Origin of the sequence: Kitasatospora sp. NPDC091276 (assembly GCF_040684355.1) — a bacterium.
In the GTDB taxonomy this organism is placed as follows: Bacteria; Actinomycetota; Actinomycetes; order Streptomycetales; family Streptomycetaceae; genus Kitasatospora.
This window is the reverse complement of record NZ_JBFBFU010000040.1, coordinates 31,657-52,524: the sequence shown is the minus strand read 5'-3', so window position 1 is coordinate 52,524 and position 20,868 is coordinate 31,657. Positions and strand designations below refer to the sequence as shown.

The following is a 20,868-nucleotide window of genomic DNA, read 5'->3' as shown; positions in this document are numbered from 1 at the left end:
CGTCATCACCTCTACGTCCTGCTGATCGTCCGGCAAGTATGCACGTCGGCGCCTGACGGCACGGTTCGAGGGGTGGGGTCGGTCGGTCCGGCCGGTCGGTCGGTCGGTCGGACCGACCCGGCGGGCGCCGGGCGGGTTCACGCCCCTCGACAGCGTTCGGCCGCTGCCCGTACGTCCGCCAGCGCCCTCGCGCGGTCGACCGGCGGCGGCGAGAAGCGCCCGGGCGCCGCCAGTACGTGCTCCTCCCAGCGGTCCTGCCAGAACTCCACCGTCCAACCGGGCCATCGCTGCGGCATCTCGTACGCCTCCGCCGCCGCCCCGAGCACCCACCAGCCCACCCGCCGGCGCAGCGGATCGACGTGGATGCCGGCATCGGCCGACGCCCGGCAGACCCCGCGCTCGGGGCCACCCGCCAGCCGGTCGAGCAGCGCAGCCCCCTCCCGGACCGGATGGTCGTTGACGTTCGCCAACACGTAGCAGCGCTCCGTCCCGACCGTCACCACCGCGACCATCGGCTCGGGGTCAGCGAGTTCCTCGTCGCCCGGTTCGAGCAGCGGCCCCACCGCAATCCCGTACCCACGGGCACGGACGTGTTCGGGGTCCAGCTCCAGGTACGTCCGCAGCTCGGCCGGGCCGTCGTACATCCACCGGACGTCCCACCCCGCCCACGCCTCCTGCAACAGTTCCAGCGTGGCTGCCCGGTGGCGCATCTCGGCGCTCGGCCCTTCCCAGGCGAACAGCATCAACACCTTCCGCCCGAGGTCGATCAGTGCCGCACCCTGGCAGTGCACATCGTCCAGCCACCAGTCGACCGCTCTCAGGTGCCGGACCATCGAGAGAACCTCCGCCGGCCCGGCCAGGAGGTCGAGGTCGATTCCTACCGCCCCGAACCGCGACAGGTACAGCTCGAACTCACCGCTCTCGCGGACGACGACGAAGTTCGCACGATCACCCATCCGCCCAGAATGACCACCCCCGGCACGGGCCGCCACCACATTTGTGTGGACTGACCACCACCGAACCGAACCCTCCGAGCCATCCGGGCACAACTGCCAGCACAGGGCCAGACGTTGGCGTCTCGGCAGCAGCCGAGACACCAACGCACAAGCCAATTCATCACTGCCAGTCAACAACCCGTCACAGTCATGAGGTCATTGATCATGCGGCGCCCGCAAATAAATATGCAAGGAACGCATCGGATTGCATCATGTGACCTGGCAGGCCTCGTAGCGTTGGGGTGGGCTGTTGAACTGGAACTCGGCAGCGATCCGGGATGCCTCCCGGATGAGGAACTACGGCAAGATCATCGAGCTGACTCGAATGTACCGGCGCATGACGCAGGTGCAGCTGGGCGAGGCATGTGGACTCTCACAATCAGCGATCTCGCGACTGGAGAAGCGAGGCATCGCCCCCTATGCCATGGACGTGCTGCTGCGACTGTCGCAGCACCTGGGAATTCCAGCAGCTCTGCTCGGCCTCGCCGAAACTACGGTTCAGACGCGAATCGGAACTGAGAGCGTGGAAAGACGTCAATTCCTGGGAGCAGCCGCAGCAATCGCGGCATCCCCCGTACTTACAGCCGCCGCGGGACCCACAGACGAGGTCGAGCAGCAAGCTGTCGCACTCCGAGTCGCCACTACCTCCTACCGTCGACTGGACGGATCTACACCCTCACGAGAGCTTGCCGATGTCGCCCACTCCCATCTGCGATTGATCCAAGGGTTGATTGGCGCGGCACGGACCGATGCTCATCGAATCAGGCTCGCCGCCGCCGCGAGTGAGGCGGCGAGCCTGGCCGCTTGGCTGGCGTGGGACATGGGCGACTACGGGTCCGCGCGGTCGTTCTACGGGGCTGCAATCAAAGCCGCGCGGTCAGGAGCACACCCGCTGCTTGCCGCGTACCAAACCGGAAGCCTCGCACAGTTCGAAGCTCACACCGGCAACGCAGTCCAGGCGCTCAGTCTCACCCAGCGGGCCCGCAGCTTCCTGGAGCCTGCGTTTCCCACAGTCGCCGACGCATGGCTTTCATCGGTTGAGGCCCTCGGGCATGCAGCCGCAGGCGACCAGCGCAGTGCCGATCACGCCTTGACACGTAGCCGAGCTGCGCTTCAGGCAGACATCCGGGAAGAACCACCCCCGTGGCCCTGGGTGTTCACCTTCGACGAGTCCAAGGTGGCCGCTGCCAGAGTGACCTGCGGCGCGAAACTCGGACTCTCCAGGTGGGCATCAGAAACGGCGATCCCGGTCCCGGCGACCAGTCATGCGAAGCAACGCGCTCTGCTGTTGCTGGACATTGCAGCAGGCCATCTGGCCGCAGGACGGATCGAGGCGGCATTCGCCCTCGCCACGCAAGCTCTGGAGATCGGTCTCCAGTACCGTTCAGGTCGAATCGTCGAGAGAGCCCGCGCACTTCGACGGTCGTTCAGCACTTCCTCGCCGTCCAGGGCCGTGAGGGAGTTCGACGAACGCCTGCACGGTGTCTATCTCTAGGGAGGGATCGCAGTGCGAATCGGAGTCACCGGGCACCGGGGGCTGGCGGCCGGGGTGGAGGAGCAGGTTCGACGGCTGCTCGAAGACGCTCTCGCGGGAGAGGACCCGACTGGGCTCACGATCGTGTCCTGCATCGCGGACGGGCCGGACGCGTGGATCGCGGAGATCGCGCTCGAACGGGGGGCGCGGCTGGAGGTCGTCATTCCCGCGGATCAGTACCGGGACGGTCTACCAGATTGGCATCACCCCGTCTACGACCGGCTGTTGAGCAGTGCCAACGCCGTTCACCGAACAGGCCGGGTGGAGTCCGACGAAGCCGCGCACATGGCGGGGAGCGAGGTCCTGGTGGCCCAGGTCGACAGGCTCCTCGCCGTCTGGGACGGCCTGCCGGCCCGCGGCTACGGCGGGACGGCGGACGTGGTCGCCTACGCCCGCCAGCGCGGCGTGCCGGTTGAGGTGCTGTGGCCTCAGGGAGCGCGCCGGTGAATGCGGAATGAGGCCTGCCAGTCAGGCAGGTCGCGCCGCCGCGACCGCGTCGGTGTACAGCTCGGTGGTCAAGTCGACTTCGCTGATGCCGAGTTCGGCCAGCACCGCACGCACCAGGGCGAGGGCCGGCGCGAGGTCGGCCTCCGTGGCGGCCGTCGTCTCGACCTCGATGAACGTGGCGTCGTCCAACGCGGGAACGCGAACGAGCGTGGCGAGCAGGTGCCTTCCGTCGCGCTGGAAGCCGTAGTTGCGGCACCGCTTCTCGAACGCGATGCGAGGGGTGAAGCCCAGGCCCCGCATGATCTCGTGCGCGGCATCGGCGTCCTCGACCTTCGTCTCGGACTCCGGCTTCGACCCGGACGCCTCGTCCACCCGGGCCCCCTTGTACGTGAGCACCGTGCGCGTGTCGTCCGGGCCGTGCACGGTACGGATCCGCAACTCGCGATCGGCGCCCATCAGGCTGCCGTCCGGCGCGTCGTAGTACGTGTCGCGGTAGACCTCGGCGCGGCCGGCACCGTGCCGGGCCTCCAGTTGCTTGAGCACGCCTTCCGGGTCGCGCACGACCGCCTTGAGCTCCGCTTCGATCGCCATCCTCGCCCCTCCGTCAGATCACGCGCTCGGCGCCGTCCACCATCACATCGAACTTCCGCTTTGAGACCGACACCTGCGAGGTGCCGCCTTCAAGACGCGATCCACGACCCGCGTCAGCTCGACTTCTCGCCGAGGGCAGCACGGAGCCAGTCGAGGGAGTCGGTTGCCAGGACGGCGTCGGCGAGTGCGTTGGCGGTCTTCGTGGTGAGACGGCCACGGCTGTTGTCGATCCAGCGCTGAGCGTTCGCATAGCCCTGCGCCTTGTACTCGACGCCCTGGATCAGGCACTCCAGCTTGTCGGCATCCCGCGCACAGACCGCCTCCGGAGAGTCCTTCGCTTCGTACTCCGCGACGAGATCCCGGATGGTGGAGGCGAGGATCTCCGGCATGCCGCCGACCTGGTCGGCCGTCACCGCCGCCGGATCGGCGCCGGGCGCGTACTTCTTGCCCAGATGGTTGACGTCCCCGGTGCGCGTCTCCTGGGAGTCGTGCCAGACCGCGAGGAAGGCGGTCTGCGCCGGGTCCGCGCCTTCCAGCTTGGCGATGATCGAAGCGATCAACGCGGTTCGCCAGGAGTGTTCGGCGACCGATTCGGGATCGCGGACGCCGGCCATCCACCAGCCCGTGCGCTTGGTCTGCTTGAGCGTCCCGGCTTCGAACAGGAACCTGGCCACCGGCGTCAGGTCGTCTGTCACTGTCTGGCTCCTCTCACGCCTCGACAAGGCGGATCGCGTAGCGGATGCTGTCGAGCTCGCGTCGCCCTCGCCGCGACAGCTCCCGACCATCCAACAGCACCGGGAGCCGTTCGCGCAGGGCGCGGGCCGCAGTTCCGGAGCGCAGCAGATCCGGCCGGATCTGGAGCAGTGACCACACACTGTGGATGTTCAACTCGGCGTACCCGCACTGCGGGCCGAGCCCCTGAACGAGGTGCGCGAGGAGCTTGTCGCCGGGCCACGGGCCCGGCGACCGGGCAGCGATGAAGTCGTCGGAGAGTTCGAGGTACGGGGCCTCGCCGATCCAGTACGCCCAGTAGTTGAGGTTCGCCAGCGCGCCCGCCTCATCGGCGAGGGCCGTTTCGATGAAGTGGCTGATCCGATCGCGGTCACCGTAGCGGGCGGAGACCATGGCAACGGAACGGGAGTTGAGCCAGTGGCTCAGCCAGTCGCTCGGCTGCTCGGAGCGCTGCTGGTGCGCGAGCCACTCCCGCGTGTCGCCCTGCTCATCGTATCCGGCCAGGTACAGCGCTTGGCGGCGGGCGAGGAACTGGTCCGTTCCACGCGCTTCCTCGGCCGCGCGCCGCAGGTGGGCGTAGAACCGGGTGCGGTCGGGGGCGAGAAGTTCCGGTCCGGTCGGCGCTGGGCCCTTTCGTGGACGCGGCGGGGTCGGGAGGTCGCGAACGGCCTTCGGCGCTGCACCGCTGAGCGGCCACATGAGAATCTCCACGAGGTCGCGCCGGATCACCATCGCCCCGAGGGGGCTCCCGACAGCCGACGACTTCTCCTCAACGATGCCGGCGAGCAGAATGTCCGCCTCGAAGGATCGCTCCAGTGTTTGGAGGAGTGCGGGCGCTGTGCCCATCTGCATCAGCCGATGGCGGTAGGTGAGCATCTGCCCGACAGGTACGGCAGTGAGTGGGCGCCGACCACTCTCCCACCCGGCGATCGTGTCGCTTGACACGGCCAGCCGCTCGGCGAACTCGTCCTGGGTGGCACCGTGCTGTTCTCGGATCACCCGAAAGACGTACCCGGAGATGATGCCCACGCGCGGGCGCCGAGGCCTTCCCTGACCGACAGTCAGGGAAGGCTGTTGGCTTGACTGCATGAGAGCCCCCACCTCGGGAGTCCGTGCCGACGTACGTGTACTCGTGGTCACTTCAGGTTCTGACTCCGGGACCCTACCGTCGTAGGCGTCCCCGACCGAGAGCGGTCGGAGACCCGTCGGTGGGTCTCGCTCCCTGCGACGGCGGTCCCGCTCTCATCAAGGAGCGTACCGGCCCGGGGGCACGCCAGTTGGTAACTGTCACGTCCGTACACCTGGGCAAGCGCTCCACGCGACAACCATCGTGAAGAAAACAGGCAGGAGGCACCCATGGGATGGGGAACCGGCAAGGACGGAAGCTCCGGTGGCGGCAGCGGGGGCAACGACGGCGGGCAGGGCAAGCACGCGAACAAGGACCGGAAGGACTTCGGGAAGGACAAGTCGACCCCGGACACCTCGTCCGGGTCGTCTGCCGGCAAGCACCGCAAGGACGGCGACGGGAAGTGAAGAGCCAGCAGAACGACCTGGAGCAGGCCGCCACGAACGGCCTGCTCCGGGCCGTATCCCGCTCTCTCGGCCACGATGTGTCCGATGAGTGGCGAAGGGCCGCACAGGCGACCCCGCGCCATCGTTTCCTCCCGGACCGGATCTGGCTTGCCGACGGTGACGGCTACCAGCTCTGCGACCGTGACCGTGAGCCCGACCGCTGGTTCGCCGCCGCCAGTTCGGACATTCCCGTAGTGACACAGGTCAACGACGGAGACGAGCCGACGGATGTAGGCGATGCGTGGCCTTCGTCCTCGGCCTCCGAGCCGTCGGTCGTCTTCCAGATGCTCGAACTCCTGGACATCGCACCGGGAATGCGGGTTCTTGAGATCGGCGCGGGCACCGGGTACAACGCAGCCATGCTCTCCCACCGCCTCGGTGGGGCGAACGTGACGACGATCGAGATCGACGCCGCCGTGGCCCACCGCGCCCGGACCAACCTCGACGCCACCGGCTACGCACCTACCGTCGTCTGCGGCGACGGAAGTCTCGGCTGGAACGTCGCATCGCCGTTCGACCGGATCATGGCCACCTGCTCCGTGAAGCGCGTTCCGGGCGAATGGATCAGCCAGACCAGGCCCGGCGGGCAAATCCTCACCCCTTGGTACGACGAGTGGAGCTGCGGCGGGCTCCTCCGCCTGACCGTCACCGGCGACGGTACCGCCACCGGGCGGTACACCGCCGACAGTGCCTTCATGCTGATGCGCACCCAGCGCCGCGACCTCCGCCTCTTCCGGGACGTCGTCATGGACGAGCACGTGCCGGACGAGTCCACGACCACGCTCGACCCCTGGGCCGTCGCCGACTCGGAGTTCGAGACCCAGTTCGCCCTCGGGCACCGCCTCGGCGACCTCTGGTACGCCTGGCACCACGACCCCGATCTCGATGACGTCGAGACCCGCCTCTGGGTGGCCACGACCGACGGCGGCTCCTGGGCCGCCGTCGACTGGGACGGCACCGAGAACGCCGAGCGGTACACGGTGTGGCAGCACGGCCCGCGCCGCCTGTGGGACGAAGTCGAGGCCGCCCACCGCTGGTGGCTGGACAATGGCCGCCCCGGGCCGAGCCGCCTCGGCCTCACCATCGGCCCCGGAGGCCATCAGGCCTGGCTGGACGACCCGACGAATACGTGGCCCCTGCCGTAGCGGAGTGGATTGCCCGTCTCATTCGGCACGGCCCCGGACCGCCGGTCCGGGGCTGCTTGCCTGGAACCGATCGGATGTTCCAGGTGGTCAACAAGCCGACAACTGGTCACGCAAGGAGCGGAATTGTCGGTACCGTGGATCGGCTGTCGAGCTGAGCCGGAGGGACGTGGTGGATCGCCGGGGATTCGTGTCCGCCTCCAGCGCGTACGCGCTTGCGGCGTTGGGCCTGTCCGACCTTGATGCCGTCCTGCGGCGGGTACAGGGAAAGACTGGCAGCACAGTGAAGGTCGGCCGGGGCGAGGTCGCAGCGATCCGCCAGATGACGAAGTCGCTGGGCGACGCGGCCGCCGAACTCGGTGGCGGCCATGCCCGCCATCTGGCCGTCCGCTACCTCCACGACGACGTCGCCCCCTGGCTGGACGGGACTTGGAGTGAAGCCGTCGGCCGGGAGCTGTTCGCGGCGACCTCCCAACTCGTCCACCTGGCCGGGTGGATGGCCCAGGACGAGGGGAACCAGGACGCTGCCCAGCAGTACTACGCGCATTCCTTCCGGCTCGCTTCCGAGGCCGGCGACGCCGAGTTGGCCGCCACCGCCCTGCGCGGTCTGGCCGTCCAGGCCATCGACCTGGGGTTCAGGCCCACCGCCGTACGGATAGCGGAAGAGTGCGTCGACCAGGCCAAACACCTCGATGACTCCCGAGCCCTGGCCTACTACCAGGCCACCCTCGCCAACGCCGCAGCCCTCGACGGCGACCGGCGCACCGCGACCAGCTCGCTCGCCGCGTCCCAGAGCGCGATCGAACGGGCCACCGGCACGCCCGGCGAGTCGTGGGCCTCGCACTACAGCATCGGCCGGTGGGCTCACGAGTCCGGCATGATCCTCGCCCGACTCGGCGACTACACCAGCGCGCAGGAACACCTCCACCACGCGCTCGACATCCACGGCCTCGACCGTCGCCGCACCCGTGCGATCGTCCTCGCCGACCTCGGCACCGTCCGTCTCCGGCAGGACGACGTCGACGGTGCCCTCGCGTCCTGGAACGACTTCCTCGACTGCGCGGACGGCATCCGCTCGGTCAAGGTGCAGGACGCCGTCCGCGACCTCCGGGCCCGCCTCTACCGCCTCCGCGACGTGGCCGGTGCCGGGGAACTCGACGAACGAGCCGCGACGTTAGGGTGAATCGTGGCAGACGACCAACCGGGCCCGTCCAACAGTCGGGAGCAGTGGCGACGGGTTCGAATGATCTTGAATGATCACCGCTTCGCGCTAACCAGCCGGCTCCTGACTGAAGTCCCTCCCGAACGGCTGGTCCCGGGGACTCCGCTGCTGGCTCGGCGGCACTGGATTCCGGAGCAGCCGGTGCCGCTGGAGCGCGTCCGGCTGCGGTGGGTGCCGGACGCGCCGGAGGCCGACCTGGACGGCGGTGAGCCGGAGCTCGACCGCATCCGCCCGCGCCGGAGGAGCGGAACGGCCTACCGCCGCTACGCCGACGCGGTGCGGGAGCTTGCCAGGCCCAGGCTGTTCGAGGATCGAAGCTGCTACCGCCTGCTGGATGTCGGGACGTCTGCGGGCGGTCCGACGCTGACCTTCGGCCGCGGCCGGTACTTCGACGTGATCGACATCTGTGAGGCCGTCGCGCACGAGTACGCGGCGGCGGTCCTGGCGGGCGGGGCCGCCACGCCCTTCCGCGCTGCCATCGGCGATCCGACCGACCTCGCGCGCCGGCCGGTCATGGCGGCCATCAGTACGCTGACCATCCGGCACGATCGCAGGACCGGCGAAGCGGAGTTCGTGCTGCACTGGCGTGATCCCGAGAAGGTCGCCAGCGGCGGGGGTCTCTTCCAGGTGATGCCGGTCGGGATGTTCCAGGCCTCGCACGACGCGCCGTGGAACGAGGGGAACGACTTCGACCTCTGGCGGGCGATCCTGCGGGAGCTGAGCGAGGAACTGCTCGGTGACGCCGAGGACTACGGGAGCGACAGGGCGCCGATCGACTACGCCGCCTGGCCACTCAACTGGTCGCTCACCGCAGCACGTGAGGACGGCCGCCTGCGGGTGTTCTGGCTGGGCCTCGGGATGGATCCGCTGACCTTCGTCACCGACATGCTCACCGTGGCCGTGTTCGACGCCGAGCTGTTCGACGAGACGTTCCGGCGCATCGTCTCGACCAACGACGAGGGCCACCGCGTCGGGCTGGACGACGCGACGGGGCGCTCGACCGGCATCCCGTTCACAGCCGAGCAGGTGGATCGCCTCACCGGTGCGGAGCCGATGCAGCCCGCCGGCGCGGCGCTCCTGCGGCTCGCCTGGCGGCACCGGAAGGCGCTGTTGCAGCTCTCCTGACCCGAGGAAGGCCCCGGACCGCCCGACCGGTCCGGGGCCGTTCACCTAGTGCGGGTCAGGCGGTCTTGGCGGCCGCGAAGCGGGACGAGACGTCCTGCCAGTTGACGACGTCCCAGAGCTTCTCGACGTAGTCGGGGCGGACGTTGCGGTACTGCAGGTAGTAGGCGTGCTCCCAGGCGTCGAAGGCGAGCAGCGGGGTGGTGCCCTGGCCGACGTTGCCGTGGTGGTCGTAGACCTGCTCGACGATCAGGCGCTTGGCCAGCGGCTCCCAGGAGAGGATGCCCCAGCCGGAGCCCTGCACGCCGGTGGTGGCGGTGGTGAGCTGCTTGCGGAAGGCCTCGAAGCTGCCGAAGTGCTCGGTGATGGCGTCGGCCAGCTCGCCCTCGGGGCGGTCGCCGCCCTCCGGGGAGAGGTTCTGCCAGAACAGCGAGTGCAGCACGTGGCCGGACAGGTGGAAGGCGAAGGTCTTCTGCAGGCCGACCAGGCCGCCGAACTGCTCCTTGTCGCGCGCCTCGGCCAGCTGGTCCAGGGTGTCGTTCGCACCCTTGACGTAGGCGGCGTGGTGCTTGGAGTGGTGCAGTTCGAGGATCTCGGGGGACATCGCCCGCTCAAGCGCGGAGTAGTCGTACGGCAGGTCGGGAAGCGAGTAGGTGCCCATGCTGGGACACAGCCCCTTTCGATGAACAGTGATGATCGTGCCGGGACAACACTATTGCGTATGAGTTGCAGGAACGAAGCATGGGCTCCTGCTTATTCCTCACGTCTCGTCGGGCACAATGGTCGCGAGTGCATGTAATGAGTGATGAGGGTGAGTGACTGTGACGGGGTCACCGGTGGTGCTGGGGATCGAGTCCTCCTGCGACGAGACCGGCGCGGGTCTGGTCCGGGACGGCGTACTGCTCGGGCAGGCGGTGGCGTCGTCGATGGACGAGCACGCCCGCTTCGGCGGGGTGGTGCCGGAGATCGCCGCCCGGGCGCACGTCCACGCGATGGCGCCGGTGGTCGGCGAGGCGCTGGCGCGGGCCGGGCTGACGCTCGATGACGTCGGCGCCGTCGCGGTGACGACCGGTCCGGGGCTGGCCGGGGCGCTCCAGGTCGGGGTGGCCGCGGCCAAGGGCTACGCGTTCTCGCTCGGCGTCCCGCTGTACGGGGTGCACCACCTGGCCGGGCACGTCGCCGCCGCGACGCTGGACGGCGGGCCGCTGCCGAACCCCTGCGTGGTGCTGATCGTCTCGGGCGGGCACACCTCGCTGCTGCTGGTGCGCGACCTCGCCCGCGATCCGATCGTCCACCTCGGCGACACCCTGGACGACGCGGCCGGCGAGTGCTTCGACAAGGTCGCCCGGATCCTCGGCCTCCCCTACCCCGGCGGGCCGGCGATCGACCGGGCCGCCCGGGACGGCGACCCGACGGCCGTCCGCCTGCCGCGGCCGCTGACCGGACCGCGGGACGACCCGTACGCGTTCTCGTTCTCCGGACTCAAGACGGCCGCCGCCCGCTGGGTGGAGGCGCAGCGCTCGGGCGGCTCGGACCCGTACGTCCCGGACGCGGCGGCCGGGTTGCAGGAGGCGATCGCCGACGTGCTGACCCGCAAGGCGGTGCGGGCCTGCACCGATCACGGGATCGGCACCCTGGTGGTGGTCGGCGGGGTCGCGGCCAACTCCCGGGTGCGGTCGCTGGCCGAGGAGCGCTGTGCGGCGGCCGGGATCGCGCTGCGGGTGCCGCCGCTGAGGCTCTGCACGGACAACGGGGCGATGGTGGCGGCGATCGGCGACCTGCTGGTCCGCTCCGGCGCCGAGCCGGCTCCGGCGGAGCTGTCGGTGGATCCGTCGGCGCCGCTGGAGTTCGCGGCGTTGACGCCGTTGGCGCGGACTGCCGCCGCCTGAGGGTTTCACCGCTTTTGCTCCGGATCGCACCCCCGTCGCCGGCCTGACGGCGTGTTGATCCGGCAACGGTTCGATCTCGCCCGACGCGAATCCGTTCCCAAGCCTTCCCCCGGCCGCAATCGCTGTGCCATTTTACATGTCACACATCAGGAACCCGTGTGCCCCCAACCACACGGCAACCCTCAACGGCCCCGGAGGCCCCCACAGATGCGTCCCTTCCGGATAACCACGGCCCAGGCGCGGAAACTGCCCGCGCTCGGCGCCGCGTTCTTCCTCGCTCTCGGCCTGTTCGCCCCGCAGGCACACGCCGCGACGGCCGACTCCACCACCACCCTCAAGGCCCAGGCCCAGGCCGGCAAGGCGGCGGCGCCGCGCTCCGTCCCGGTGCCCAAGTCCCCCGACACTCCGAAGGACGCCCGCCCGCTGGCCGCGGACCAGCAGGCCAAGGCGACCGCCCCGGCGGCGGGCAGCGCCACCGGTGCGCACGCCGCCAAGGCCGCCAAGCAGCTCTCCGCCGCCCCCGCCGCCGCCTGCAACGTGTCCGCCTTCACCGGCAACACCGGTGCCGCGCTCGTCCAGCAGGTCAAGGCCGCCGACCTCGGCTGCATCAACACCCTGTACAACCTGACCGGCAACGACGCCAAGGGCGCGTTCAACGAGGCGCAGATGGCCACCGTCGCCAACGCCCTGCGCGACGTGTCCGCCGCCTACCCCGGCGACGACTCCACCTCGGCCGGCCAGCTGGTGGTCTACCTCCGCGCCGGCTACTACGTGCAGTGGAACCACTCGGACGTGGTCGGCCCGTACGGCACCACCCTCCAGACCGCCATCCGCGGCGCCCTGGACGGCTTCTTCGCCGCCCCGCACAGCAAGGACGTCACCGAGGCGAACGGCGCGACCCTCGCCGAGGCCGTCACCCTGATCGACAGCGCCCAGGAGAACGCCCGCTACACCGGCGTCGTCAAGGGCCTGCTCAACGACTACACCGGCTCTTGGACCGGCTCGATGGCCGACGCCGTCGGCAACACCAAGACCGTCATCGAGCGCGGCTTCGACCTCCCGGCCTTCACCGCCGCCCTCCAGGCCGACCCCTCGTTCGCCACCGCCATGGCGTCCTTCGTCACCCGCAACAGCTCCCAGCTGAACGGCTCCGACCTGGTCACCTCGATCGGCATCCAGATCGGCAACCTGGTCGCCAACGACGCCACCAAGGCCCAGGGACGGCCGATCGTCAAGGACCTGATCAACCGCTACCCGCTGGTCGGCGCCACCGGTCCGCTCACCATGAACCTGGTCTGGTTCGCGGAGAAGAAGGACACCGGCAACTGCAGCTACTACGGCACCTGCGACCTGCCCGCCCGGCTCGTCCCGCTCGTGCTCACCGTCGACCACACCTGCAACGCCAACCTGCGCATCCGCGCCCAGGACATGACCGCGCAGCAGCTCGCCGACACCTGCACCAGCCTGATCAACGAGGACCAGTTCTTCCACCAGGTGGTCAAGGACAAGGGCCCGGTCGCCAACGACAACAACACCAGTCTTGAGGTCGTCGTCTTCGACGACTACTACGAGTACAGCCTCTACGCCTGGGAGATGTACGGCATCGCCGTCGACAACGGCGGCATGTACGAGGAGGGCGACCCGGCCAAGGCCGGCAACCAGGCCCGCTTCATCGCGCACGAGGCCTCCTGGCTGCGCCCCGCCTTCCAGATCTGGAACCTCAACCACGAGTACACCCACTACCTCGACGGCCGCTACGACTTCTACGGCGACTTCGACGCCGGCATGACCACCCCGACCGTCTGGTGGGTCGAGGGCCTCGCCGAGTACGTCTCGTACAGCTACCGGGGCGTCCACTACGACGACGCCGTCGCGCAGGCCGCCAAGGGCACCTACGCGCTGAGCACCCTCTTCGACAACACCTACGACAACTCCGACTCCACCAAGGTCTACAACTGGGGCTACCTGGCGGTGCGCTACATGCTCCAGTCGCACCCGCAGGACGTCGACGCACTCCTCGCCAAGTACCGCGTCGGCGACTGGAACGGCGCCCGCGCCCTCCTCAAGACCACCATCGGCACCTCGTACGACGCCGACTTCGCCACCTGGCTCAAGGCCTGCGGCGCCGACAACTGCGGCAGCCTGCCCACCAACCAGGCCCCGCTCTGCACCGCCGGTGACACCCGGCAGTACGACAAGAACTGCCGCCGCGACGGCGTCGCCGCCACCACCGGCAACTACAGCTACAGCTTCCTCAACCTGCCCGCCGGCGTGAAGCAGCTGACCATCACCACCAGCGGCGGCACCGGCAACGCCGACCTCTACTACAACGGGGGTGCGTGGGCCACCACCGGGTCGAACCTGGCCAAGTCCACCAACGCCGGCAACGGCGAGACCCTCACCATCACCAACCCGCCGTCCGGCTGGGTGTACTTCAGCCTCTACGCCCAGCAGGGCTTCGGCGGCGTGACCGTCACCACCACGTACAACTGACCTGCGCATACCGAACGTTGAGGAGGGCCCCGCGTGCGGCGGGGCCCTCCTCGCGCGTTCGGACGCCGCGTACTCAGCCCTCCGCCGACCAGGTCACCACGGGCGGGCGGACGGCGGCGCACAACGGGTGGCCCTTGGCGTCCGTCAGGCGCAGCCGGGCCACCAGGACGCCGCGCTCCACCGCCGCCTCGGCGACCTCCCGGTCGACCGCCGCCAGCAGCAGCTTGGCCCGGCGGAACAGCGCCCAGCCGTCGCCGTTCCCGGTCACCCAGTTCAGGTAGACGAACCGGGCGCCGGGACCGCCCTGCACGTACCGGCCGGTGAGGTCCACTCCTCCGGGTGTCGGCCTCCCCTCGCACTCCAGCGACCAGTGGGCGCGCGGCGCGTCACCGGGGAACAGGTCGAGCAACTCGGCCGGGCGACCCCGGCGTTGGACGGCGACGTGCAGGTCCCGGTAGCCCGGGAAGCCCGGCGCGGCGGCACACTCACGCCCCGGCAGGTCGGTGGCCTCAATCCTCAGTTCCATACCGATATGGTCCCCCACCGCGCGCCCCGGGAAGTTATAACGATCGGCCATCTAATGCGACGCACACTCGACCAGGGGCACAGGGAATACTTTGTCAAAAGACCGTCAGGGACCTAGCTTTCGCTTGGGGTCCGGAGTTAGATGAAAGCCAGTTCGACTTCCAGGCCGGAATGTCGGATTTCCGCCAAGCCGCGGGCGCTTGTTCCGTTGTGCCCGCAATCTCGGAAAGGGAGAATACCCATGAAGATGATCAAGGCGATCGTGAAGAAGTTCAAGCGTGACGAGGACCTCGCCAACCACGCGTGGGTCCTGCACGTCATCTGACGCACCGTCGGCGGCGGGGGCCCCGGGCATACCGTGGCCCCCGCCGGCGCGGCGGAGTGCCCCACCCGCTCCCTGTCCGGAGTTCTCCACCGGCTGCGGAGAACTCATTTCATCGCCATTTCATTGGAGGCGGGATTCTCGTGGAAGAAATGGCGCCGACAGCCGGGCGCAGCCATTCCATCGTTTACGCCCCGAAGATCCAGGACCTGCTGACCAGGGAAGAAAAGGTATTCCGGATCGACGCCCGCACGGTCGGCGTCTCCGACTGCGAGCTGATGGCCGAAATCGTCGCGGCGCGCCCCGTGCGGTCGGCGGAGCGCTCGGTCTACAAGCCCGCCGCTGGAGCGGACATCCACCACGACAACGCGACCCGGACGATCCGCGCGCTGGGCCAGGACGTCATGGCGGGCATCAGGACCCCGCCGCCCCCGGCACGCGGGATGTCCGGCGCCTGGCCCTACGCGGCCACCTCCTACCTGCGCCGATGGCTCTTCGCGTCCGACCCCCTGCCGGTCTCCCTCCTGTCGAGACGCGGCGTCACCCGCTCCGACAGGCTCTCCCGGATCGTCGACCGCGCCGTCACCGTCTGGCCGGGATCCGCTGCCGAGGGCAGGAGCACCGCGCTGGCCGGGCAGATCCGCGACGCTTCCGGCGCCCGGGAGCGGAGGCAGGCCATCGCGCTGTACCGGCGATCGACGGCCACCCTCTGCGACGGGGTCGCCGCGCTGGCCGGCAACGCCCTGTGGCTCATGGGGCCGGACCGGGAGCGGGAGGACGCCCGCGCCGACCTCACCGAGGTCCTGTGGGAGACCCTGCGGCTGCTCCCGCCCGCGTGGATGCTGTTCCGCAACGACGGCCGCGCCTACACCGGACTGCACCCCGAGATCCGCCCCGAGGACCGCGTCGCGCTCTTCCCGCTCCTGATGCACCGCGACCCGGAGCACTGGTCCGACCCGCTGGAGTTCCGGCCCGAACGGTGGGCCGGGGTGGCGGACCCGGAGAAGACGCCCGGGTTCATGCCGTTCGGCTTCGACGGAGCCCGCTGCTGGGCCAAGCACCTGGTCGTACCCCTGGCCGAACGCCTGCTGAACGTCGCCTTCGACCACCGGCTCGCCATTCGCGGCCCGCGGCAGGAGACGCACGTCCCCCTGCGTTCCCTGCTCTCCGTGCGGTTCGACGCCGCGGCCAGGGCCTGACCGACGAGCCCCGAACACCCTGACACCACGGGACACACCATGGAATCGCCCACGCTGGCCGACTGGGTCGGCGACGTCCGGAGCTTCACCGGCCACCAGTGGCAGCGCAAGCCCGCGGTCTTCACGCCGGAGGAACTCGCCCCGCCGTTCGACCTGGACGCGTTGGACGCCGCCTTCGACACGGGGCTGCTGCGCACCCCCTACCTGGAGATGGTCCGCTCCACCAAGGTGACCGTCCCGCCCGAGGCCTACACCACGTCACGCGTGGTCAACGGCACCACGTACCACGGCTTCGCCGACCGCACGAAGGTCCTCGCGCTCCTGGGCGCCGGGGCGACGCTGCTGCTGCGCTGCGTCGACCAGTGGCACCGCCCGACGGGCGAGCTGGTGGCGCGGCTGTCCGAAGAACTCGACCGGCGCGTCGAGGCGTTCTTCTTCGTCACGCCCGCCGGCGGCCAGGGTCTCGCGGTGCACCGTGACGACGCCGACGTGTTCGTCCTCCAGGCGGCCGGACGCAAGACCTGGTACGTCCACGACGCGCCGACCGTGGCGCACTGGTCGCCGGGAGAGCTCCCCGACGACGAGCACTCCCCGCGGCTCCTGCACGGCGTCCTCGAACCCGGCAGCGTGCTCTACGTCCCGCGCGGCTTCGCGCACCGCGCGGTCGGCGCCGCCGGCCTCTCCGCCCACCTCTCCCTCACGATCCGCGACATCTCCGTGCCGGACCTGCGGGCCGCTCTGGAGCAGCGGTTGACGGACGGGCTGGACCTCCCGGCGCGCCCGCTGGGCGAGGCCGCGATCGACGGCTCCTGCGCCGCGCTGCTCGACCACGTCCGGGCGAGGCTCGACATGATCGAACCGGAGGACCTTCGGCTCACCGCCCGGGCCGCGCAGGCACGGGCGGCCCGGGCGGCGGCGGAGAACGCGGAGCGCGCGGAGACGTTCGCCGAGGCGGCCCGGGCCTGGGAAGGCGGCGGGACCGCCGCCGGGCGGGCCGGGCTGGCGTCCGTCAGCCGCACCTGGCGCCGGCTGCGCGACGCGGCACGCACCACGCACTGACGCGCTGCCCCACTGACGCACCGGCGCACCGGCGCAGGGCCGGCAACGAGACCCCGCGCGTCCGGCGGGCGCCGCCCGTCCTCCGTACCGCCGTGCCGACGGCGGTACGGAGGACGGTCAGCACCGGCCCTCGACGGCCGAGGACGTCAGGGCGTGTCTGACAATTCGCGGCGGATCAGCGCGCGGCGGTGGGCGCCCGGCCGGGCGTGCCGGCGAAGCGTCCTCGTACTGGGTCGTACTCGGGCGTTTCGGCGGTGCGTCCGGGCGGGATGCCCGGCGTCGCGCGCCCGGCGGGAATTGTCAGACACGCCCTAAACCCGCTGCGCCGGGACCGTCCGGTCCCGCTGGAGGTCCAGCAGCTCACGGAACAGCCCGTCCGGGCGCGCCGCCAGCTCCGCCCAGGTGCCGGTCTGCACGATCCGGCCCCGGTCCATCACGATCACCCGGTCCGCCACCGCCGCGTTGGCGATGTTGTGCGTCACCAGCAGCGTGATCCGCCCCGGGGCGAGGGCGCGCAGCTGTAGGTTCCGCGTTTCGGTGTCCAACGGCATCGCAGTGACCTGCAGGGCTTCTGTGTTCCGCGCTCGTGTCCTCCGAACGCGTTCCGCAGAACTGTGTCCAATCCGCGCCGGTCGGGCCTTATGACGTTGCTGGCCGTGACTGGGGCGGGGGTGACGTCAACCCCGTATTCCGCACATGGCCAACGTCAGTGCTGCCCGGAGGGTTCGGCCCATGGCGGGGTTCATCGGTTCTCCCACCGTGCGATGACGTCGCGGCATGCCTTTGCGTGGCTTTCGGCGACAAGCAGGACGAGGTTGCCGTCGTGGTCGCTGTACTGGACCAGCACGTTGACCCCTGCGTCACCCAGGAGTCTCGCCAGGGCACCGAGTTGCCCGGGCATCTCCTGGTTCAGCCGGGTCATGACGACGTCGCGAACGGCCGCAGGGCCGAGCTCTGCTTCGGTGGCAGCCCGGAGCGCGAGCGGGCCATCGTCGACGAGGTAGTGCGCGATGGCGTGGCCGTTGTGGGTGAACACGCCGCCGCCTTCCAAACTCACTCCGGCACGGCCGAGAGCTTGTCCGAGGACGGCCAGTGCGCCGGGCCGGTCGGGCAAATGGACCTCGAGGTCCTGCAGGTGGGCGCTCACGCGGTCACCGCGGTGGTGGTCACCTCGACGGGAACGGACAGCGAGTTGGCGATGTAGCACTCATGGTGGGCCTGCTCACTCAGCTCCTGGACCTTGGCCTCGTCCGTCCCGGCGGCGACCTTGACCGTGACGACCAGGCGGATCGTGGCGAGGCGGGCGGACTCGGCCGTCAGGTCGAGGTGACTGACGGCCTGGTCGTCGTAGGCCAGCACGTCGATGCCGGCGCGGGCGGCGGCGCCGAGGAAGGACAGCATCTGGCAGGAGGAGGCGGCCATGACCACGAGTTGCTCGGGGTTGAGCCGTTCGGGGCTGCCCCGGAAGGCCGGGTCCGCGCTCAAGGCCACTTCGGCGGCGGCGGGCGGGGCAACAGCGACGTGGTCGCGGGAGTAGGAACGGATCCCGGCGGCGGTGGAGCCGTTCCAGTGCAGGTGGGCGACGTAGGGGTGCGAGTTCATGCCCCGACGGTAGGCCGCGGACGCTTCGGCGCTCACCGCAGCGTCGTCGTCGAAAGATTGAACGCGCTGACCAGCGCTTCCACGCGGCTTGTCCAATTGGTCATCCGCTGGACATGGCGGTCCGGAATTGGACACCGAAACGCGGAACCTACAGCAGCGCGTGCAGGATGCGGTGCTCGGCGCGCGGGTCGGGGGTTATCTATAGCTGTCAAGTGTTGGTCCGAGTCAGATGACACGGGTGTCTCCAGGCACGTAAGGCACGATCCCTGCCTTCGAACGAGTCTGTTGGCCCCACGGGAACGCTCCGATCCACGAAGGCGATGTCACGGGGCGCCCGAACAGTATCCGCACCGAGCGACCCGCGGCCCGGCATGTATGTGCCGGGCCGCGGGTCTGGGAAGTCTTGGCTTCGACCGGGTGGTTCCCCGGCGATCAGCAAGGCAATGGTCGCGCGTCCATATCGCTGTCCGGAGCCACCGGATGGTCCGGAGTCAGGGAGTAAATGCGTGGTATCGGCGAGGGCAGCAGCCAGAGCAGGGACAGCGCTCCCCCGACGGCCCCGATGAGGAGGGTCGCCCGGAGGCCGATGAGGGTGGCTAGGAGGCCGCCGATGACGGCGCCCACAGGGCGTAAGCCGTAATTGATCGTGCTGTAGGCACCGGCGACTCGACTGCGCATGCCATCGGGGATCACGTCCGCTTGAAGGGAGTTGAGGTTGACGTCGAAGAGCATGACGCCGACTCCGGAGAGGAACTCGGCCACGGCCAAGGCTCCAGCGCGAGCCCAGAGAGGGCCGCCCGCAGCAGCGGCGATGGCGATCGGTGCCGGGAACAGCACGGCGCCCACGACGATGCTGCGGCCCACGCCGAGTCTTCGCGAGATCTTCGGGGCGATCACCGCGCCAAGGAGCGAGCCGGTGGCGCCGATCCCGAACGCCATACCGATGACTCCCGCGGTCAGTCCGAGGTTTCGGCTGGCAAACAGCACGAGCAGCCCACTGCCCGCGACAAAAGTGAAGAAGTTGACGGTCGCCGCGCACCCGAGGCTCGCCCGCAGCACCGGGTGACGGACGACGAACACCAGTCCCTCCCTGGCACGCCGCAGCAGCGAGGATGCCGCTTGGTCATGGGCGGCTGGGGGTTCGTCGATCGAAACTCGACCGACCAGAACAGCAGACGCCAGGAACGTCAGGGCGTCGACGACGACGGCGACGGGAGCGGTCAATGCCTGGATCAGAGCACCACCGATCGCCGGTCCGGCGACGTACGACGCGGAACGGCTGGCACTGAGCTTGCTGTTCGCGTCGATGTAGGACGAACGAGGCACCAAGTGGGCGAAGAACGGCGGATAGGCAGTGTTGAACAGCACCCCAGCCGCGCCCGTCAGCAAGGCCACGACATACAACTGGCCGAGTGTCACTGCCCCCAGGAGATAGGCAGCCGGGAGAGAGAGCAGCACTGCCGCCCGCACCAGGTCCGCGAGAACCATCAGGCGCCGCTTGTGGACGCGGTGGTCGACCCAGGCACCGAGGACGATCGCGAGCAGGTTCGGGGTCCAGATGAGCGCGGTCAGCAACGCCACCTGAGTGGCCGAAGCGTGCAGCGCCCCCACTGCGATCAGTGGCAGGGCCAGTTCGGTGATCCGGTCACCGAACTGCGAGATCGACTGGCCGGCCCAGAAACGACGGAACCGCCGATCACGCCACAGCGATACGGGTAAGGACTGGTCTGCCGCGTTCATGGCGTCCCGCCGGTCTGATCCTCGGCACCCTCCGGCAGGGCGTAACGCAGCAGCCTGACGCCACGGGCGTCGTCCGGCCGCGCGGCCTCGTCGCGCATCACGTAGGGGGCGAGAATCCGCTCGATCGCGTCCTCGATGGCGGCGAGTTCGTCGGTGGAGACGACGACACGGGTGTTGGCCAGACCTGCAAGCCGTCGCCACACCGGTTCGAGCTTGGGTTCGACCTCGACAGCCCACCGGTTCGGCAGGTCGCCCGAGCGCAGGAACATCTCCCGGGACAGGACCCGCGCAGCCGACCAGCCCTCCTCATCGTCCGGATCCTCCGGCGCCTCGAACCGGAAGCCCCGAGCCACCGCCTCCCACCGTCTCTGGCGACGGTCCGGGCCGGGCTCGGCGTCGCGGACCAGCCCGAAGCTCGCCAGATGCCGCAGATGCCAGCTGGTCACTGACGGGGTTGCTCCCACATCGGGCGCGAGTTGCGTCGCCGTCGCCGGCCCGTGCCGCTGCAGGCGTTCGAGGATCGCCAGCCGCACCGGGTGCGCCAGCGCCCGCATCGCCTGCGGATCAGTGATCTCGATATCGCCCAGACGATTACCAGAATCCATAACGTGAGAGTTTCCTCTCACGTATTGTGAGAGTCAAGTCTCACGTCTCGCACACCTGATGCGCGTCCCAGCGGAGC

21 protein-coding genes are annotated in these 20,868 nt (G+C 69.6%); 10 read left to right on the top strand and 11 right to left on the bottom strand.

Annotated features, from left to right (window positions below; translation table 11 throughout):
- Positions 1 to 137 precede the first annotated feature (137 nt).
- Positions 138 to 956 carry a hypothetical protein gene (locus AB0O19_RS34145; protein ID WP_363625117.1) on the bottom strand — a complete coding sequence of 273 codons (819 nt, stop codon included), beginning with the start codon at positions 954 to 956 and terminating at the stop codon, positions 138 to 140.
- Between the two features lie 289 nt (positions 957 to 1,245).
- Between AB0O19_RS34145 and AB0O19_RS34140 the strand changes: the two genes are divergently transcribed.
- Both AB0O19_RS34140 and AB0O19_RS34135 read left to right on the top strand, forming a co-directional pair.
- Positions 1,246 to 2,490: a helix-turn-helix transcriptional regulator gene (locus tag AB0O19_RS34140; RefSeq protein ID WP_363625115.1), complete on the top strand. Its 1,245-nt coding sequence runs from the start codon at positions 1,246 to 1,248 to the stop codon at positions 2,488 to 2,490.
- Positions 2,491 to 2,502: 12 nt separating this feature from the next.
- Positions 2,503 to 2,976 (top strand): hypothetical protein, encoded by a 474-nt coding sequence (locus tag AB0O19_RS34135; RefSeq protein ID WP_363625113.1) that lies wholly within the window; start codon positions 2,503 to 2,505, stop codon positions 2,974 to 2,976.
- Positions 2,977 to 2,997: 21 nt separating this feature from the next.
- On the opposite strand, the gene cyaB is transcribed toward AB0O19_RS34135, so the two are convergent.
- The 3 genes from cyaB to AB0O19_RS34120 all read right to left on the bottom strand — a co-directional run bounded on the left by cyaB (position 2,998) and on the right by AB0O19_RS34120 (position 5,388).
- Positions 2,998 to 3,567, bottom strand: coding sequence for a class IV adenylate cyclase (gene cyaB / locus AB0O19_RS34130; RefSeq protein ID WP_363625111.1), 570 nt, complete (start codon positions 3,565 to 3,567; stop codon positions 2,998 to 3,000).
- A gap of 113 nt (positions 3,568 to 3,680) precedes the next feature.
- On the bottom strand, positions 3,681 to 4,262 hold the full coding sequence (locus AB0O19_RS34125) for an HD domain-containing protein (RefSeq protein ID WP_363625109.1): 582 nt from the start codon (positions 4,260 to 4,262) through the stop codon (positions 3,681 to 3,683).
- A gap of 13 nt (positions 4,263 to 4,275) precedes the next feature.
- Positions 4,276 to 5,388 (bottom strand): helix-turn-helix domain-containing protein, encoded by a 1,113-nt coding sequence (locus AB0O19_RS34120; RefSeq protein WP_363625107.1) that lies wholly within the window; start codon positions 5,386 to 5,388, stop codon positions 4,276 to 4,278.
- Positions 5,389 to 5,655: 267 nt separating this feature from the next.
- On the opposite strand from AB0O19_RS34120, the gene AB0O19_RS34115 reads away from it, so the two are divergent.
- From AB0O19_RS34115 to AB0O19_RS34100, 4 genes are all read left to right on the top strand, one after another.
- A complete protein-coding gene (locus AB0O19_RS34115; RefSeq protein ID WP_363587065.1) occupies positions 5,656 to 5,832 on the top strand; it encodes a hypothetical protein in 177 nt (58 codons plus the stop codon).
- Complete coding sequence (locus AB0O19_RS34110) at positions 5,829 to 7,016, top strand: methyltransferase domain-containing protein (protein WP_363625105.1); 1,188 nt, start codon at positions 5,829 to 5,831, stop codon at positions 7,014 to 7,016. Before AB0O19_RS34115 ends, AB0O19_RS34110 begins: the two co-directional genes overlap by 4 nt.
- 319 nt (positions 7,017 to 7,335) lie before the next feature.
- Entirely contained in the window at positions 7,336 to 8,196 is an 861-nt protein-coding gene (locus AB0O19_RS34105) for a tetratricopeptide repeat protein (RefSeq protein WP_363625103.1), read from the top strand.
- A gap of 180 nt (positions 8,197 to 8,376) precedes the next feature.
- Positions 8,377 to 9,360: a transcriptional regulator gene (locus AB0O19_RS34100; RefSeq protein WP_363625102.1), complete on the top strand. Its 984-nt coding sequence runs from the start codon at positions 8,377 to 8,379 to the stop codon at positions 9,358 to 9,360.
- A 55-nt stretch (positions 9,361 to 9,415) separates the two neighbouring features.
- On the opposite strand, the gene AB0O19_RS34095 is transcribed toward AB0O19_RS34100, so the two are convergent.
- The gene (locus tag AB0O19_RS34095; protein WP_363587062.1) at positions 9,416 to 10,018 is read right to left on the bottom strand and encodes a superoxide dismutase; all 603 of its coding nucleotides are present in this window, start codon (positions 10,016 to 10,018) and stop codon (positions 9,416 to 9,418) included.
- A gap of 175 nt (positions 10,019 to 10,193) precedes the next feature.
- On the opposite strand from AB0O19_RS34095, the gene tsaD reads away from it, so the two are divergent.
- Positions 10,194 to 11,246: a tRNA (adenosine(37)-N6)-threonylcarbamoyltransferase complex transferase subunit TsaD gene (tsaD, locus tag AB0O19_RS34090; RefSeq protein ID WP_363625137.1), complete on the top strand. Its 1,053-nt coding sequence runs from the start codon at positions 10,194 to 10,196 to the stop codon at positions 11,244 to 11,246.
- Positions 11,247 to 11,453: 207 nt separating this feature from the next.
- Positions 11,454 to 13,739, top strand: a complete 2,286-nt coding sequence (locus AB0O19_RS34085) for a M9 family metallopeptidase (protein ID WP_363625100.1) — start codon at positions 11,454 to 11,456, stop codon at positions 13,737 to 13,739.
- A gap of 73 nt (positions 13,740 to 13,812) precedes the next feature.
- Here the strand turns inward: AB0O19_RS34085 and AB0O19_RS34080 are convergent, their stop codons facing one another.
- A complete protein-coding gene (locus AB0O19_RS34080; protein ID WP_363625098.1) occupies positions 13,813 to 14,265 on the bottom strand; it encodes a DUF5990 family protein in 453 nt (150 codons plus the stop codon).
- Between the two features lie 473 nt (positions 14,266 to 14,738).
- On the opposite strand from AB0O19_RS34080, the gene AB0O19_RS34075 reads away from it, so the two are divergent.
- Together AB0O19_RS34075 and AB0O19_RS34070 are read left to right on the top strand one after the other, a co-directional pair.
- Positions 14,739 to 15,785 (top strand): cytochrome P450, encoded by a 1,047-nt coding sequence (locus tag AB0O19_RS34075; RefSeq protein WP_363625096.1) that lies wholly within the window; start codon positions 14,739 to 14,741, stop codon positions 15,783 to 15,785.
- 39 nt (positions 15,786 to 15,824) lie between these two features.
- Positions 15,825 to 16,844, top strand: a complete 1,020-nt coding sequence (locus tag AB0O19_RS34070) for a cupin domain-containing protein (RefSeq protein ID WP_363625094.1) — start codon at positions 15,825 to 15,827, stop codon at positions 16,842 to 16,844.
- Positions 16,845 to 17,155: 311 nt separating this feature from the next.
- Here the strand turns inward: AB0O19_RS34070 and AB0O19_RS34065 are convergent, their stop codons facing one another.
- The 5 genes from AB0O19_RS34065 to AB0O19_RS34045 form a co-directional block, all read right to left on the bottom strand.
- Positions 17,156 to 17,395 (bottom strand): hypothetical protein, encoded by a 240-nt coding sequence (locus tag AB0O19_RS34065; protein ID WP_363625092.1) that lies wholly within the window; start codon positions 17,393 to 17,395, stop codon positions 17,156 to 17,158.
- Positions 17,396 to 17,586: 191 nt separating this feature from the next.
- Entirely contained in the window at positions 17,587 to 17,991 is a 405-nt protein-coding gene (locus AB0O19_RS34060; RefSeq protein ID WP_363625090.1) for an amino acid-binding protein, read from the bottom strand.
- Entirely contained in the window at positions 17,988 to 18,446 is a 459-nt protein-coding gene (locus AB0O19_RS34055) for an OsmC family protein (protein WP_363625089.1), read from the bottom strand. Before AB0O19_RS34055 ends, AB0O19_RS34060 begins: the two co-directional genes overlap by 4 nt.
- A 432-nt stretch (positions 18,447 to 18,878) precedes the next feature.
- Positions 18,879 to 20,186, bottom strand: coding sequence for an MFS transporter (locus tag AB0O19_RS34050; RefSeq protein ID WP_363625087.1), 1,308 nt, complete (start codon positions 20,184 to 20,186; stop codon positions 18,879 to 18,881).
- A complete protein-coding gene (locus tag AB0O19_RS34045; protein ID WP_363625085.1) occupies positions 20,183 to 20,791 on the bottom strand; it encodes a helix-turn-helix domain-containing protein in 609 nt (202 codons plus the stop codon). Before AB0O19_RS34045 ends, AB0O19_RS34050 begins: the two co-directional genes overlap by 4 nt.
- Between the last annotated feature and the right edge of the window lie 77 nt (positions 20,792 to 20,868).

Bases quoted from the DNA above. Each gene is read 5' to 3' on its own strand.
- AB0O19_RS34080 (WP_363625098.1), bottom strand. From the start codon at position 14,265: ATGGAACTGAGGATTGAGGCCACCGACCTGCCGGGGCGTGAGTGTGCC.
- AB0O19_RS34070 (WP_363625094.1), top strand. From the start codon at position 15,825: ATGGAATCGCCCACGCTGGCCGACTGGGTCGGCGACGTCCGGAGCTTC.
- AB0O19_RS34105 (WP_363625103.1), top strand. From the start codon at position 7,336: ATGACGAAGTCGCTGGGCGACGCGGCCGCCGAACTCGGTGGCGGCCAT.
- AB0O19_RS34095 (WP_363587062.1), bottom strand. From the start codon at position 10,018: ATGGGCACCTACTCGCTTCCCGACCTGCCGTACGACTACTCCGCGCTT.
- AB0O19_RS34050 (WP_363625087.1), bottom strand. From the start codon at position 20,186: ATGAACGCGGCAGACCAGTCCTTACCCGTATCGCTGTGGCGTGATCGG.
- AB0O19_RS34115 (WP_363587065.1), top strand. From the start codon at position 5,656: ATGGGATGGGGAACCGGCAAGGACGGAAGCTCCGGTGGCGGCAGCGGG.
- AB0O19_RS34075 (WP_363625096.1), top strand. From the start codon at position 14,739: ATGGCGCCGACAGCCGGGCGCAGCCATTCCATCGTTTACGCCCCGAAG.
- AB0O19_RS34055 (WP_363625089.1), bottom strand. From the start codon at position 18,446: ATGAACTCGCACCCCTACGTCGCCCACCTGCACTGGAACGGCTCCACC.
- AB0O19_RS34120 (WP_363625107.1), bottom strand. From the start codon at position 5,388: ATGCAGTCAAGCCAACAGCCTTCCCTGACTGTCGGTCAGGGAAGGCCT.
- AB0O19_RS34085 (WP_363625100.1), top strand. From the start codon at position 11,454: ATGCGTCCCTTCCGGATAACCACGGCCCAGGCGCGGAAACTGCCCGCG.
- AB0O19_RS34045 (WP_363625085.1), bottom strand. From the start codon at position 20,791: ATGGATTCTGGTAATCGTCTGGGCGATATCGAGATCACTGATCCGCAG.
- AB0O19_RS34065 (WP_363625092.1), bottom strand. From the start codon at position 17,395: ATGCCGTTGGACACCGAAACGCGGAACCTACAGCTGCGCGCCCTCGCC.
- AB0O19_RS34145 (WP_363625117.1), bottom strand. From the start codon at position 956: ATGGGTGATCGTGCGAACTTCGTCGTCGTCCGCGAGAGCGGTGAGTTC.
- cyaB (WP_363625111.1), bottom strand. From the start codon at position 3,567: ATGGCGATCGAAGCGGAGCTCAAGGCGGTCGTGCGCGACCCGGAAGGC.